The following is a 14,275-nucleotide window of genomic DNA, read 5'->3' as shown; positions in this document are numbered from 1 at the left end:
AGCGGGAGGTCGAATGGATAAGCCTGTATTCGAGGCACTGACGGTCGAGACGCTGCCGGGGCGACTGGCGGGCATCCCCGCGCTGAAGGAGCATGTCGGGGCCGACGGCAAAAGCTGGAAGGTGCGCGAGGTCGGCGACGGCAATCTGAACCTCGTCTTCATCGTCGAGGGCGATCGCGGCGCGGTCATCGTCAAGCAGGCGCTGCCTTATGTGCGGCTGGTCGGCGATAGTTGGCCGTTGCCTCTGAAACGCTCCTTCTTCGAATACAACGCGCTGATCCGCCAGAATGCGCGCGATCCGGGAATGGTGCCGGCGATCCATCATTTCGACGAGGCGCAGGCGCTGATCGTCATGGACTATCTCTCGCCGCATGTCATCCTGAGGCGCGCGCTGATCGAGGGTCGGCAATTGCCGGACCTCGCCTGCCACATGGGTCTCTTCATGGCGCGCACGCTCTTCCGCGGTTCCGACCTCGCCATGGATACGGCCGAGCGCAAGGCAGATCTCGCGCTCTTCGCCGGCAATGTCGAGCTTTGCGACATCACCGAAAGCCTCGTCTTCTCCGATCCCTATTTCGACGCGCCGCGCAACCGCCATACCTCGCCGGAACTGGACGGCATCGTCGCCAGGCTCCGGGCCGACCGCGACCTGAAGGTCGCCGCGCAGCACATGAAGCACCTCTTCTGCGCGAACGCGCAGACCATGGTGCATGGCGATCTGCATTCCGGCTCGATCATGGTCACCGATAAGGAGACGAAGGTGATCGACCCGGAATTCGCCTTCTACGGGCCGATGGCGCTCGATACCGGCATGTATTTCTCCAACCTCTGGATGTCGTACTTCTCCCAGCGTGGCCACGAGGAAAACGGCAGCCGCGAAACCATGCGGCAATGGCTCTTTGCCACCATAATCGAGGCGTGGGCGGTCTTCCGAGAGGAGTTCTCGCGGCTCTGGCGCGAGGAGCGCAACGGCATCCTCTACCAGCGCACGCTGTTCGAGGACCAGGGCGACTGGCTCGGTGCCGAGCAGGCGCTCGACCATTTCCTCGCCGACCTCTGGGCCGATACGCTCGGCTTCGCCGGGGTGGAGATGCACCGCCGCATCCTTGGCCTCGCGCACAATGCCGATTTCGAGACCATTGAAGACGCGGCCCTGCGTGCCAGATGCGAGACGGGTGCGCTCGAACTCGGCCGCCACCTTGCGGTCAACCGCCGGCATATCAATTCGATCGAAGAGGTCAACGCGCTCGCGGAACGGATCGGGAAGGCAAGCCACGCATGAAAGTCGGAGAACACCATTACCGCTCGATCTGGCTGAACGTGGACGGCCACGGTGTCGACATCATCGACCAGCGTTGGCTGCCGCATGAATTCCGCGTCGAGACGCTGCATACGCTGGATGCCGCAGCGGTCGCCATTCGCGACATGTGGGTACGTGGCGCGCCGCTGATCGGCGCAACGGCAGCCTATGGCATGGCGATCGAGATGCGCCGCGACGCTTCCGACGAAGCGCTCGACGCGGCATGGGAGACGCTGCACGCCACCCGCCCGACCGCCATCAATCTGCGCTGGGCGCTGGACGACATGCGCGCCGTCCTGAGGCCGCTGCCCCTTGCGGAGCGCGCCAATGCCGCCTACCGGCGCGCCGCCGAGATTTCCGACGAGGATGTCGAGATCAACCGCGCCATCGGGCGCAACGGGCTGGCGCTCATTCGCGAAATCGCCTCGCGCAAGAAGCCGGGCGAGCCGGTGAATATCCTGACCCATTGCAATGCCGGATGGGTCGCCACCGTCGATTACGGCACGGCGACCGCGCCGATCTACCTCGCCACCGAGGAGGGCGTGCCGGTCCATGTATATGTGGACGAGACGCGGCCGCGCAATCAGGGCGCGCAACTCACCGCGTGGGAACTCGGCTGCCACGGCGTGCCGCACACATTGATCGTCGACAATGCCGGCGGGCACCTGATGCAGCGCGGCATGGTCGACATGGTCATTGTCGGCACCGACCGCACGACGGCGAACGGCGATGTCTGCAACAAGATCGGCACCTATCTGAAGGCTCTTGCCGCGCAGGACAATGGCGTGCCCTTCTATGTCGGGCTCCCTTCGCCGACCATCGACTGGACGGTGCGCGACGGCTTGAAGGAAATCCCGATCGAGGAGCGCTCCGCCGACGAGGTGTCCTTCGTGCAGGGACGCGGCGAGGACGGGCGCACCACGCGCGTCAGGATATCGCCGGAGACGACGCCGGCTGCTAACCCGGCCTTCGACGTGACGCCGGCCAGGCTCGTGACAGGGCTGATAACCGAACGCGGCGTCTGCGAGGCCTCGGCGAAAGGATTGGCCACGCTCTTCCCCGAAAAGCACAATGCCGGCAACGCCCCGAGGTGAGGAAGACGCTGGATCTTTCATAGCTGCAGTGCGTCCTTCGAGGCTCGCTCCGCTCGCACCTCAGGATGAGGGAGGCTTGCGCTGGCGTCTCCGTAAGCGTGGGCAGCTAGCGAGGCTCGCTTCTACCAAAATACATCCTTGAGGTTCGCGGCGTTTCAGGACGAGGGGCTTAGCTCAAATCACCCTCATCCTGAGGTGCGAGCGGAGCGAGCCTCGAAGGACGCACCGCTGTTCAGCCACCTGACTCTATAGCCGCGCCGGCGGATGGTTGCGGGCGTCGAGCGCGGCGAAGAGCACCGAGAAGCCCGAGGTCAGGAAGGAAATCCCGACGAAGAGGCCGATCGCCCAGATCGCCGTCATCGGCAGGCCGATGATGAGCATCAGGGCCAGAGCGATGTCGATGATGCCGGAGATGACCACCAGCCAGAAACGGCCGGTGGAGGCTGTGAAGGAGCGCGCGATGGCGAAATTGAACACGCCCGACAGGATGAAGAAGGTCGCCATGATCCAGGTCAGCGTCACCGCGCCCGAAAGCGGATTGACGAGGAACATGATGCCGAGCACGGCGCAGAGCACGGAGAGCGCCAGATTGGCCCAGAAGCCCGGCGCCTCGCGGTCGCGTATCACCGAGATCACGCCGATGACGCCGCCGATCAGGAAAAGCCAGCCGAAGAAGATGGTCGTCGCCAGCGTCGCGGCGAAGGGAGCCAGGATCGCCAGGATGCCGATGATGATCTCGATGACGCCCTGGATCGTATAGGCTTTCCAATGGTCGTGCAGATGCCTGCGCAGCCTTGTCTCGACGCGCGTGGATGGGAAATCGGTCATTGTCGTCGCCTCTCGCCGGTATGGAAACCAATGCCCGCCTGATACAGCATAAACCATTACGGGGTCGGAACGAAGAGGCCTTGATGCAGGAGCTGGTTTGCCGAGGCGAGGTTCGCGGCCGTTCCGCAAGCACGGCTGGAACGCGGCACGGCTTCAGTCGTTATTCACCCATTGGAGAAGTCCATCGCACCCCCGGCCCGTGCTAGAATGGGCCTGTGGTAAGGAATACAAGGTATGCTGCGATATCGAAAGGATGTGCGCCCGATGAGTGTAGCGACCGGCGTTGATGAGGATAATGAAATCGCGGTCCGCCTCTCCGACGATCTCCTGCATGCGCTCGACCGGTTCATCGAGGAACATGACGGACGCGAAGATCGGCCGCAAGCCGTGGCCTTGGCTTTGCGTGAATGGGCGCATGCGAAAGGCTATCTACGCGAACCGGGTGATGAGGGCCTGCGGCCGGAAGACCTTTCCGCCGCCAATGACGGTTAGCCGATCTCAGGCCAGCTTCACGCCGGCCGCTTTCATGCGATCCGTCATGGCGGCGAGCGAGCCGCCGAGATCGATGGCGCGGCAGGCTTTCATTTCAACGATAGCGGTGAAGCCGGAGCGGACCGCGTCGAGCGCCGAATAGGCGACACAGAAATCGGTCGCCAGACCGGCGAACGTCACCTGCGATATGCCGCGCTCCTTAAGATAGCCGGCAAGGCCGGTCGGCGTCTTGTGGTCGTTCTCGAAGAAGGCGGAATAGGAATCGATTCTCATGCGGAACCCCTTGCGGATGACGAGTTCCGCCTTCGTCCATTCCAGGCCGGGATGGAAGGCGGCGCCTTCGCTTCCCTGCACGCAATGGTCGGGCCATAGCGTTTGCTCGCCATAGGGCATGCTCACCGTCTCGAACGGGTTCTTGCCGGGGTGTTGCGAGGCGAAGCTGGAATGGCCTTTCGGGTGCCAGTCCTGCGTCAGCACGACATGCTCGAAGCGGCCGATCATGTCGTTGACCAACGACACGATCTCGTCGCCACCGGCCACGGCGAGCGCGCCGCCCGGGCAGAAATCGTTCTGCAAATCGATGACGATCAGGGCCTCGGTCATGCGGCTCTCCTCCATGTCGGCGGGACGACCGCCAAGGTGAACCCGGAAAAGCTATCTTTGACAAGTGGCGCGACGCTGATATCATTTGCATACCAATGAATTTGCTGCCGCTATGCACGGCACGGGGAACGGAATGCTTCGCTACGCGAAACCGCATTCTCTGGAAGAGGCGCTGGCGCTGCTCGCCGAAGGGCCGTGGCGGATTTTGGCCGGCGGTACGGATTTCTATCCGGCGCTCGGCGCAAAGCCGCTCCGCGAAAACGTGCTCGATATCAACGCGCTTTCCGAGTTGCGCGGCATTTCCGACGACGGCGGCCATATCGTCATTGGCGCGCGCACACCCTGGACGGCAATCGCCCATGCCGACCTGCCGCCGGCCTTCGATGCGCTGAAAGCCGCGGCGCGCGAAGTGGGCTCGATCCAGATCCAGAATGTCGGCACCGTCGCCGGCAATCTCTGCAACGCCTCGCCGGCGGCGGACGGCGTTCCGGCTCTGATGGCGCTCGATGCGGAGGTCGAACTGCGCTCGGCGGGCACGACGCGCCGCCTGCCGCTTCAGGAATTCATCCTCGGTAATCGCAAGACCGCCATCCGGCCCGGCGAGATGGTGACCGCGATCCGCGTGCCCAGGGCTTCGACACGAGGTTCCTCCGCCTTCGTCAAACTCGGCGCCCGTCGCTACCTGGTGATCTCCATCGCCATGGCGGCCGCGCGGCTGGTGATGGGATCGGATGGGCGCATTACGGAAGCGGCCGTTGCCATCGGCTCATGCTCGGCCGTAGCGCAGCGTCTGCCGGCTTTGGAGGCCGCGCTGGCAGGCCGCGCGATGGATGCGTCACTCGCCACGGCCGTCAAGGCTGAACATCTCGTCGGCCTCGCCCCGATCGACGACGTGCGCGGCTCTCGCGAATACCGGATCGAAGCCGCGCGGGAAATCATCGCCCGCGCTTTGCTTAGTGCAGCGGGTGTTCCCGAAACGGAGCTTGCCGCATGAGCCTCGCCCGCGCCGAGATCAGCTTCGAGGTGAACGGCCGCCCGGTGACCGTCAGCGCCTCGCCGCTGGCGCGGCTTTCCTCGGTGCTGCGCGACGAACTGAAGCTGACGGGCACGAAGATCGGCTGCGACGCCGGCGATTGCGGCGCTTGCACCGTTATCGTCGATGGCGAGGTGGTCTGCGCCTGCCTGATGCCGGCCGAAGGCGTTGCCGGCGCTCATGTGCGCACGGTGGAGGGACTGGCGAACGGCCGGCTTTCCGCGCTGCAGGCTTCCTTCCTCGAACACGGCGCCGCGCAATGCGGCATCTGCACGCCAGGATTCCTCGTCGCCGCGACTGCGCTTCTTGAGAAGAATCCCCATCCGGACGAGGCGCAGGTGATGGACGCGCTCGGCGGCGTGCTCTGCCGCTGCACCGGCTACCGCAAGATCGTGAAAGCGGTGCTGGCGGTGGCAGGAAGTAATTCAGCGAAGGGATTGAAAGGCTCCTTCGAGGCACCCCCCTCTGTCCTGCCGGACATCTCCCCCTCAGGGGGGGAGATTACCCCTTCGCCTTCGCATTGCTCAAACATCATTATTGCAGAAGGAGCTTCGCCGATTGCGGTCGGCTTGATCTCCCCCCTTGAGGGGGAGATGTCCGGCAGGACAGAGGGGGGTGCGAAGGGGCTATCACATTCAAATGGAAGGCTTGTCGATCCAAAGGCTCTTGACCTGCGCCTCCCGGCCGCCGGCCATGCAGTAGGCGCATCGCCGGTCCGGCTCGACGGCGTTCCGAAAGTCTCCGGCACGGACCGTTTCGGAGCCGACGAACGACCGGCCGACGCGCTGTCGGTCCTGGTGATCCGCTCGCCGCACTGGCACGCTTCGTTCAGCTTCGGCGATCTCTGCGGCTTCGTGCGGGATCGTCCCGGCATCGTCGCCGTCTATACGGCGGCCGACATTCCCGGCCGCAATTGCTTCGGCGTCATTGCGCCTTTCGCCGACCAGCCGGCGCTGGCGGAAGGGGAGGTGCGCTTTCGCGGTGAGGCCGTGGCGCTCGTTGCCGGCGAGAAGGAGGCGGTGGCCGATCTCGATCCGGCCGATTTCCCGATCGAATGGACCGTGCTACCGCATACGCTCGAGCCCGCGGAGGCGTTGAACGGCTTTGCGCCGATCCATATCGGCCGCCAGGACAACATTCTCACCACCGGCTATGTCGAGCGCGGCGACCCGGAACAGGCGCTGGCCGAAGCCGCCTTCACCGTCATCGGCGCGGTGGATACGTCGTATGTGGAGCACGCCTATATAGAGCCGGAAGCGGGCCATGCTTTCATGGAGGGCGACACGCTGGTCATCAAGGCCTGCACGCAGGCGCCCTACATGGACCGCGCCGACACCGCCGCCGTGCTCGGCCTCGCGCCAGAGAACGTGCGCATCGTGCCGACCGCGACGGGCGGCGGATTCGGCTCGAAGCTCGACGTCTCGCTCCAGCCTCTGATCGGGTTGGTGGCGCTGAAGACGGGCCTGCCGGCCTATCTCGCCTACACGCGTTCTGAATCGATGGCTTCGACCACCAAGCGCCATCCGGGCTCGATGAAGGCGACGATCGGCGCCGATGCGGAGGGCCGGGTGACCGGCATGGTCTTCGAGGGCGACTTCAACACCGGCGCCTATGCAAGCTGGGGGCCGACCGTGGCGAACCGCGTGCCCGTCCACGCTTCCGGTCCCTATGCCGTGGCGAACTATCGCGCGATGGGCCGCGCCGTCCACACGAACGGCCCAGTCGCTGGCGCCTTTCGCGGCTTCGGCGTGCCGCAGGCGACGATCTGCCAAGAGACGCTCTATGACGAGCTTGCCGGCCGGATCGGCATGGACCGGCTGGAGTTCCGCCTGAAGAATGCATTCCGGAAGGGCTCCGTGACCGCCACCGGACAGGTGCTGGAAGCGGCCGGTATCGTCGAGTGCCTGGAAGCCTTGAAGCCGCATTGGGCGCGTGCGCTCAAGGATGCCCAGGCATTCAACGCCGCCCATCAAACGCGCAAGCGCGGCGTCGGCGTGGCCTCCTGCTGGTATGGCTGCGGCAACACGGCATTGCCCAACCCGTCCACCATCAAGATCGGCATTTCGCCTGTGGGGGAGGTCGTTCTGCATCAGGGTGCGGTCGATATCGGCCAGGGTTCCAATACGGTGATTTCGCAGATCGCCGCCGACGCGCTCGGCTTGCCGCTCGGCAAGCTGCGCCTCGTCGGCGCCGATACCTCGATCACGCCGGACGCCGGCAAAACGTCGGCCTCGCGCCAGACTTTCATTACCGGCAAGGCAGCCGAGAAGGCCGGCCGCGCGCTTCGCGAAGCGATCCTGCGCTTCGCCAACGTCTCGGAAAAGGCGGTGCTGGCGCTCAACGGCCCGACCCTGACCATGCGCGAGGGCGATGCCGTGCGCGAGATCGACCTTGGCGCGATGAAGACCGATGCCGACGGCCTCGTCTTTCGCGCGGTCGAGACCTATGACGCGCCGACCACCGCGCTCGACGCAAAAGGGCAGGGCAAGCCCTACGCCGTCTACGGCTTCGGCGCGCAGATCGCTGAGCTTGAGGTGGACATGAAGCTCGGCACGGTGAAGCTTATCAAGATCACCGCCGCGCACGATGTCGGCCGCGCCATCAACCCGCTTCTGGTCGAAGGCCAGATCGAGGGCGGCATCGCTCAAGGCATCGGCCTTGCGCTGATGGAGGAATATGTTCCGGGCCGCACGGAGAACCTGCACGATTACCTGATCCCGACCATCGGCGACGTGCCGCCCATCGAATCGATCCTGGTCGAGGTGCCGGACCCGGAAGGGCCGTTCGGGGCGAAAGGGCTCGGCGAGCATGTGCTGATTCCTACCGCGCCTGCGATCCTCAACGCCATCCGCCACGCCTCCGGGGCGAAGATCGCGAAAGTGCCGGCGACACCGTCTCGCGTGCTGGCGGCGATCAGGGAGGCGCGGCGATGATTGCCGGGGGCACCCCCCTCTGTCCTGTCGGACATCTCCCCCTCAAGGGGGGAGATTGGCTGTCGTCACCGCTTCGGCCGAATCTTCAAAGCCGTAGAAAGAAGGGAGTCGGCGGCGCGGTCGGCTTGATCTCCCCCCTTGAGGGGGAGATGTCCGGCAGGACAGAGGGGGGTGCGAAGGAACGCAAGCATATCCGTTTCGTGGAGCGGCGCTCATGAGCGAGCTTTCCGAGCGCTTCGAGACGCACGATCCGGGCGAGAAGAAGGTAGCCGAAAAGATCCGCTGCGATGCCTGCCCGGTCATGTGCTACATTGCCGAGGGCCGTACTGGCGCCTGCGACCGTTATGGCAATGTCGGCGGCAGGATCGTGCGCTGCGATCCGCTGACCATCCTGGAGCATGCCGAAGAGACTGGCGGCGCGGTGACGCCCTTCCTTGCCGAGGGCGAGGACTGGAACGGCGAACTGGTGAATAGCGGCCGCCGTTTCGTCAGCGCCATCGGGGCCGGCACCACCTATCCCGATTACAAGCCCGCACCCTTCATCGTCAGCCAGGAAATCGAGGGCGTCGATCTGGTCACCGTCGTGACCGAAGGCATATTTTCCTATTGCGGCGCCAAGGTGAAGATCGACACCGACCGGCATCTGGGCGACGAGACCGTCGCCGTGCGGGCTGAAGGCGAGGTGATCGGTCATGTTTCAACCGCCGAATACGGCTCCCAGATGCTCTCTCTCGGCGGCGTGCATCACCTGACCGGCGGCTCCAAGGCGGAAGGCCGGGCGACCTGCGACGCGCTCCTCAACCTCTGCAACAAAAAGCCGGTGGAACTGACTATCGACGGCGGTGTCAGCGTGGTCGTCGAGGCCGGCAAGGCGCCGATCATTGACGGCAAACCTGAGCATCGCATGCGTGTCGGCTGCGGTTCGGCGACCATCGGCATGTTCGCCACGCAATGGAAGGATCTTGTCGACGAGGTCGTGGTGGTGGACGATCACATCACCGGCGTCGTTTCCGAGCACCAGGCGGGCAAGGTGCTCGGCTGGCAGGACACAGGCATAAAGATCCTCGGCCGCCGCTCGACGCCTGGCCGCTATTTCAAGGTCTCCGAACCGGGTCTCGGCTGGGGCGGTACGACCATCTCCGACCCGCTGCAGATCCTCGGCGAATGGAACCCGAAGAAGGGCGCGCGCCCCGGTCTGTCGCTCTTGATGGTCTCCACGACCGGCGAGCAGTTCGCCTATTTCGAGCTCGACGACGATCTGAAGCCGGTCGAAAAGCCGTTTCCGGAACGGCTGCGCAAATCCGTCGATCTGATCGAGGACAATTGTGAGCCGGCGCTCTGCACCGTGCTCTTCGTCGGCGGCGCTGGCGGCTCGCTCCGCGCCGGGGTCACGGAGAACCCGGTCAACCTCACGCGGTCGGTCCATGGGCTGCAGACCTATGTCACGGTCGGCGGGGCGCCGGTCTATGTGTGGCCGGGCGGCGGCATCATGCTGATGGTCGACGTCATGCGGACGCCCGACAATGCCTTCGGCTACGTGCCGACGCCGGCTCTGGTGGCACCGATCGAGTTCACGCTCCGCCGCGACGATTACGAACGGCTCGGCGGCTATGTCTCCGAGATCCGCACGGTCGAGGACATCGTCGCGCACGGCGGCGAATATCTGAACTCGCGCCGCGGCGCCGGCGCGCAGGGCCTGAACCCATGGCCGCCGCTCGCCTATCTCCGCCATGCACCGAGCAGGCCGCGATGAACGGACCCGAGATCGTCTGGCTGCCGGACGGACGTCGACTGCATATGAACCATGGCCCGATCGACCTGGTCGTCGAGGCCTTCGGCGCACCGGAGGAGATCGAGGCGAGCTACCGCCAGGCAGCCCGGCGCTTCCGGACGATGCTGGGTGAACTGGTCGAAGAATTGGCGGAACTGCGCAGGCCTTCCACGACGCGGCCACGCTCTTTTGCCGGGCCGACGGCGCGCCGCATGGAGGCGGCGGCTTCGCGCTTCGCTGATACCTTCGTTACCCCGATGGCGGCGGTGGCCGGTTCGGTCGCTGACGAGATGCTGGCGGCGATGCTTGCTGGTCGCGCCCTCGACCGCGCCTATGTCAATGATGGCGGCGATATCGCCGTCCACCTCGCGCCGGGGCACTCGATGAAAGCTGCGATCGCCGGCACCGGGCATGGATTGTCCGATCAGTTGGTCATCCGCTCGGAGGATCGCGTGCGCGGCGTCGCGACGAGCGGTTGGCGCGGCCGCAGCTTTTCGCTTGGTATCGCCGACGCGGTGACCGTGCTGGCGCGGGATGCGGCGATCGCCGATGTCGCCGCGACGCTTATCGCCAACGCTGTCGACTTGCCCGGCCATCCGGCGATCCGCCGTGAGCCCGCTTGCGCCATCCAGCCGGATACCGACCTCGGCGAAAGGCCAGTGACGACGGATGTCGGCTTGCTGGCGGGCCGGGAAATCGCAGTCGCACTCGATCGCGGATTGGCCGTCGCCGAAGACTATCGCCGACGCGGGCTGATCGAGGCGGCGGCGCTATTCCTTGGCGGGCAATCGCGGGATTGCGGGAATGCCTTGCAGGAAAAGGCAGCACCCCGCCGCACCCCCCTCTGTCCTGCCGGACATCTCCCCCTCAAGGGGGGAGATCAGCTGACGTCGCGGCCCGGGCCAATCTCTAAGGCTGTAGAAATCTCCGGGATTGCGGATGGGGTGATGGCGGAGACGGCCGGTGCGATCTCCCCCCTTGAGGGGGAGATGTCCGGCAGGACAGAGGGGGGTGACGTAGGGCACCGCCTTTTCAAATCTCATACGGAGCCGCAACATGCCTGAATTCCCGATCCGCAAGATCGCTGTGCTGACCGAGGAAATCCTGCACGAAGGCGGCCCGGCGCCGGAAACGCCGCGCCGTCGCGCCGCCGCTTTGGCGTTGGTGAAGAATCCCTACGCCGGTAAATATTTCGCCGAATTGCAGCCTGGCATGGAGGACCTGAAGCCGCTCGGCCTGATGCTGACCGACAGGCTGATCGCCGCGCTCGGCGGCGGCATCGCGTTGATCGACGGCTACGGCAAGGGCGCCATCGTCGGCGCGGCAGGTGAAATAGAGCACGGCGCGCTCTGGCACGTGCCGGGCGGCTACGCCATGCGCGAACGGCTTGGCAACGCCAGGGCCATTGTTCCGTCGGCGATGAAGGTCGGCGCATTCGGCGCGTCGCTCGACGTGCCGCTCGGCCATACCAACGCCGCCTATGTGCGCAGTCATTTCGACGCCATGACCGTGTCGATGCCGGACGGCCCGCGCCCCGACGAGATCCTGTTCTGCCTGTCGATGGCCTGCGGCCCGCGCGTCCACAACCGCATGGCGGGTCTGGCTGCGGCGGACGTCAAGGGCGAGGACGGATTGAGGTGACCGCCCCCGTCGGCAAGCTGAAACTGGTCGAGGCGGAGGCTGGCGCCGACGAGGGCTACCGGCTGCATGAGCAGGTCGGCTTTATCCTGCGCAAGGCGAACCAGCGCCATATCGCCATCTTTGCGAAACATATCGGCGACCTCACCCCGCCGCAATTCGCCGCGCTCGCCAGGCTGGCGGAGATCGGCGAGGCCTCGCAGAATCAACTCGGCGCGATGGTTGCGATGGACGCGGCGACGATCAAGGGCGTCATCGACCGGCTGAAGGCGCGCGGTCTGGTGACGCTGGCCGCGCATAGCGAAGACCGGCGTCGGTTGGTCGTCAGCCTTTCCGACCAGGGGAAGGCCATGATCGAGAGGCTGTTGCCGCTCGCCGAACGGATCACCGTGGAAACGCTCGAGCCACTCAACGCACGCGAGACCGCGACTTTCCTGAAACTGCTGGCCAGGTTGGCATAGAACCGCCCTAGCTCCCTTTTCTTGCAGCGGTGCCCGTGCGCCCCTATCTGGGGCCGGACTGGCCAATCCGGATAGATGAATGATCCTCGAAGCCGCCCGCCGCGCTCTCGGCGACCTTTTCACCCCTGAATTCCGCGCGGCTTTCTTCAAGACGCTCGGGCTGACGCTCCTGCTGCTGGTGGTGGTGTGGCTCGGGCTCCAGCATCTGTTCGACGCCTATGCCCTACCGTGGATCGACGCGCTCCTGCCCGGCTTTCCAAGCTGGGCAAGCTGGCTTGGCATCATCGCGGCTATACTTGCGGCGATCGGGCTGGCGCTCGGGCTTGCGTTGCTGATCGCCCCGGTCGCGGCGATTATCGCCGGCCTGTTCCTGGACGACGTGGCCGAAATCATCGAGAAGAACGAGTATAAGCTCGACCCGCCGGGTCGTGCGGTGCCGACCATGCGGGCCGTCCTGCTGTCGGTGAAATTCCTGGCGGTCGTGATCCTGGGCAACATAGTCGCGCTGTTCCTCCTCCTGATCCCGGGCGTGAACATCGCCGCCTTCTTCCTGATCAACGGTTATCTGCTCGGTCGTGAATATTTCGAGTTTGCCGCCATGCGCTTCCGCGACGAGCCGGAGGCGAAGGCGCTGCGCCGGCGCAATTTCGGCACGGTCTTCCTCGCTGGCCTAGTCATTGCCGCCTTCCTTGCCGTGCCGGTGGTCAATCTCCTGACCCCGCTCTTCGCCGCTGCGCTGATGGTGCATCTGCACAAGCTGGTGTCGACGGAGGAGCGGCGCGCTTAATCGATCCGTACGAGCGGTGCCGGCACGTCGCTTGTCTTGACCGGCGCCTTGCAGAGATCGGCGATGATGCAGTGCTCGCATTCCGGGCGGCGCGCCTTGCAGACATAGCGGCCGTGCAGGATCAACCAGTGATGTGCGTGGCGCAGGAATTCCGGCGGGATGATTTTCAGGAAACCAGCCTCGACTTCCTCCGGCGTCTTGCCTGGCGCGAGCAGCAGCCGGTTGCCGAGCCGGAAGATATGCGTGTCGACCGCGAGCGTCGGCTCGCCGAAGACGTTGTTCAGGACCACATTCGCGGTCTTGCGGCCGACGCCCGGCAATTTGACGAGTTCTTCGCGGCTGTCCGGCACCTTGCCATGGTGATCGCGGATCAGCGCTTCGGACAACGCCAGCACGTTTTTCGCCTTGGCGCGCCACAGGCCAATCGTGCGGATATGGTTGGCTATGCCGCCTTCGCCGAGCGCAGCCATCTTTTGAGGCGTGTCGGCGATGGCGAAAAGCTTCTTTGTCGCCTTGTTGACGCCGGCATCGGTCGCCTGCGCGGAAAGCACCACCGCCACCAGCATGGTGAAGGCGTTGGTGTAGTCGAGTTCGCTTCGGGGCTCGGGCCGCTGCACGGAAAAACGGCGGAAGATCTCGTATATCTCGTCGGCCGTATAGGGGATTTTCGGCCGCTTACCGCGTCTGGCGGCGGCAGCCGCCTTTTGTTTCGCCGGTAACGCTATTTTGCTGTTCCGCTTTTGCATTCCTCCTCTATAATTATTCCCATGAGCGAGACAATCGCAGCGGACGAGCCGTTCTTCCGGGCGCTTCTGACGCCGCACCGGTCGCTCGGCCGCATTGGCTTCTTCATCCTCATGTGCGCGCTCGGCTTCGGCTGGCTGGTGACGGGCGTCATCTTCCTTCTGGACGGCGCCTGGCCTATCCTGTGTTTCTGCGGCCTTGCCATGCTCGGCATCTATACCGCCTTCCGGCTGAACTACCGCGCAGCGCGCGCCCGCGAAGAGGTCACCCTGTCGCGCACGCATCTCGATATCCGCAAGACCGCGCCTTCGGGAAAGTCCGTGGCGCACAGCTTCAATCCCTTCTGGGCGCGCTTCTCCGTCAACCGTCACAGCGAGATCGGCATCACCCGGATGGCGGTGACATCGCGCTACGAGACGGTGGCGATCGGCGGCTTCCTCAACCCGGACGATCGCGAGAGTTTCGCGACGGCCTTTTCGCGCGCATTGGCGACCGCGAAAGGGCGGTAGCACAGGCCATATTCAACCATAGCGCGCATTGCAGGAATCGGGTGGGAAATCCGGCCTTTCCCGACGATATTGCGGTCAATCG

General features: G+C 64.9%; 13 protein-coding genes and 1 pseudogene. 11 read left to right on the top strand and 3 right to left on the bottom strand.

The window, feature by feature from the left end; genetic code table 11:
• Positions 1 to 13 precede the first annotated feature (13 nt).
• Both mtnK and mtnA read left to right on the top strand, forming a co-directional pair.
• Positions 14 to 1,282 carry an S-methyl-5-thioribose kinase gene (gene mtnK / locus RBH77_RS01740; protein WP_311030435.1) on the top strand — a complete coding sequence of 423 codons (1,269 nt, stop codon included), beginning with the start codon at positions 14 to 16 and terminating at the stop codon, positions 1,280 to 1,282.
• Entirely contained in the window at positions 1,279 to 2,394 is a 1,116-nt protein-coding gene (gene mtnA, locus RBH77_RS01735) for an S-methyl-5-thioribose-1-phosphate isomerase (protein ID WP_311030434.1), read from the top strand. Before mtnK ends, mtnA begins: the two co-directional genes overlap by 4 nt.
• Before the next feature lie 246 nt (positions 2,395 to 2,640).
• Here mtnA and RBH77_RS01730 read toward each other — a convergent pair whose 3' ends face one another.
• Positions 2,641 to 3,222, bottom strand: coding sequence for an HdeD family acid-resistance protein (locus tag RBH77_RS01730; protein WP_311030433.1), 582 nt, complete (start codon positions 3,220 to 3,222; stop codon positions 2,641 to 2,643).
• Between the two features lie 264 nt (positions 3,223 to 3,486).
• Between RBH77_RS01730 and RBH77_RS01725 the strand changes: the two genes are divergently transcribed.
• A complete protein-coding gene (locus RBH77_RS01725; protein WP_311030432.1) occupies positions 3,487 to 3,714 on the top strand; it encodes a ribbon-helix-helix domain-containing protein in 228 nt (75 codons plus the stop codon).
• A gap of 6 nt (positions 3,715 to 3,720) precedes the next feature.
• Here RBH77_RS01725 and pncA read toward each other — a convergent pair whose 3' ends face one another.
• A complete protein-coding gene (gene pncA / locus RBH77_RS01720) occupies positions 3,721 to 4,317 on the bottom strand; it encodes a bifunctional nicotinamidase/pyrazinamidase (protein ID WP_311030431.1) in 597 nt (198 codons plus the stop codon).
• A 133-nt stretch (positions 4,318 to 4,450) separates the two neighbouring features.
• Between pncA and RBH77_RS01715 the strand changes: the two genes are divergently transcribed.
• The 7 genes and pseudogenes from RBH77_RS01715 (at position 4,451) to RBH77_RS01685 (ending at position 12,940) form a co-directional block, all read left to right on the top strand.
• Positions 4,451 to 5,311 carry an FAD binding domain-containing protein gene (locus RBH77_RS01715; RefSeq protein ID WP_311030430.1) on the top strand — a complete coding sequence of 287 codons (861 nt, stop codon included), beginning with the start codon at positions 4,451 to 4,453 and terminating at the stop codon, positions 5,309 to 5,311.
• Entirely contained in the window at positions 5,308 to 8,283 is a 2,976-nt protein-coding gene (locus RBH77_RS01710) for a molybdopterin-dependent oxidoreductase (protein ID WP_311030429.1), read from the top strand. Before RBH77_RS01715 ends, RBH77_RS01710 begins: the two co-directional genes overlap by 4 nt.
• A 214-nt stretch (positions 8,284 to 8,497) precedes the next feature.
• Positions 8,498 to 10,036: a 6-hydroxynicotinate reductase gene (locus RBH77_RS01705; RefSeq protein WP_311030428.1), complete on the top strand. Its 1,539-nt coding sequence runs from the start codon at positions 8,498 to 8,500 to the stop codon at positions 10,034 to 10,036.
• Positions 10,033 to 10,896 (top strand): annotated as a pseudogene (locus tag RBH77_RS01700) (UPF0280 family protein); the annotation flags it as partial. The gene RBH77_RS01705 and the pseudogene RBH77_RS01700, both read left to right, overlap by 4 nt.
• A gap of 214 nt (positions 10,897 to 11,110) precedes the next feature.
• Positions 11,111 to 11,695 (top strand): amino acid synthesis family protein, encoded by a 585-nt coding sequence (locus RBH77_RS01695; RefSeq protein ID WP_311030427.1) that lies wholly within the window; start codon positions 11,111 to 11,113, stop codon positions 11,693 to 11,695.
• Positions 11,692 to 12,153, top strand: a complete 462-nt coding sequence (locus tag RBH77_RS01690; protein ID WP_311030426.1) for a MarR family winged helix-turn-helix transcriptional regulator — start codon at positions 11,692 to 11,694, stop codon at positions 12,151 to 12,153. The genes RBH77_RS01695 and RBH77_RS01690 overlap by 4 nt, the downstream gene beginning before the upstream one ends.
• Positions 12,154 to 12,232: 79 nt before the next feature.
• On the top strand, positions 12,233 to 12,940 hold the full coding sequence (locus RBH77_RS01685; RefSeq protein ID WP_311030425.1) for a sulfate transporter family protein: 708 nt from the start codon (positions 12,233 to 12,235) through the stop codon (positions 12,938 to 12,940).
• Here the strand turns inward: RBH77_RS01685 and nth are convergent.
• A complete protein-coding gene (gene nth, locus RBH77_RS01680) occupies positions 12,937 to 13,686 on the bottom strand; it encodes an endonuclease III (protein ID WP_311030424.1) in 750 nt (249 codons plus the stop codon). The two genes, RBH77_RS01685 and nth, sit on opposite strands and share 4 nt — an antisense overlap.
• A 21-nt stretch (positions 13,687 to 13,707) precedes the next feature.
• Here nth and RBH77_RS01675 point away from each other — a divergent pair, with 21 nt between their 5' ends.
• Complete coding sequence (locus RBH77_RS01675) at positions 13,708 to 14,193, top strand: DUF2244 domain-containing protein (RefSeq protein WP_311030423.1); 486 nt, start codon at positions 13,708 to 13,710, stop codon at positions 14,191 to 14,193.
• Positions 14,194 to 14,275: the final 82 nt, after the last annotated feature.

It is taken from the genome of Mesorhizobium koreense (assembly GCF_031656215.1).
GTDB classification, from domain to species: Bacteria; Pseudomonadota; Alphaproteobacteria; order Rhizobiales; family Rhizobiaceae; genus Mesorhizobium_L; species Mesorhizobium_L koreense.
Note: the sequence above shows the minus strand (reverse complement) of the source record. Positions and strands in the feature narration are given on the sequence as shown.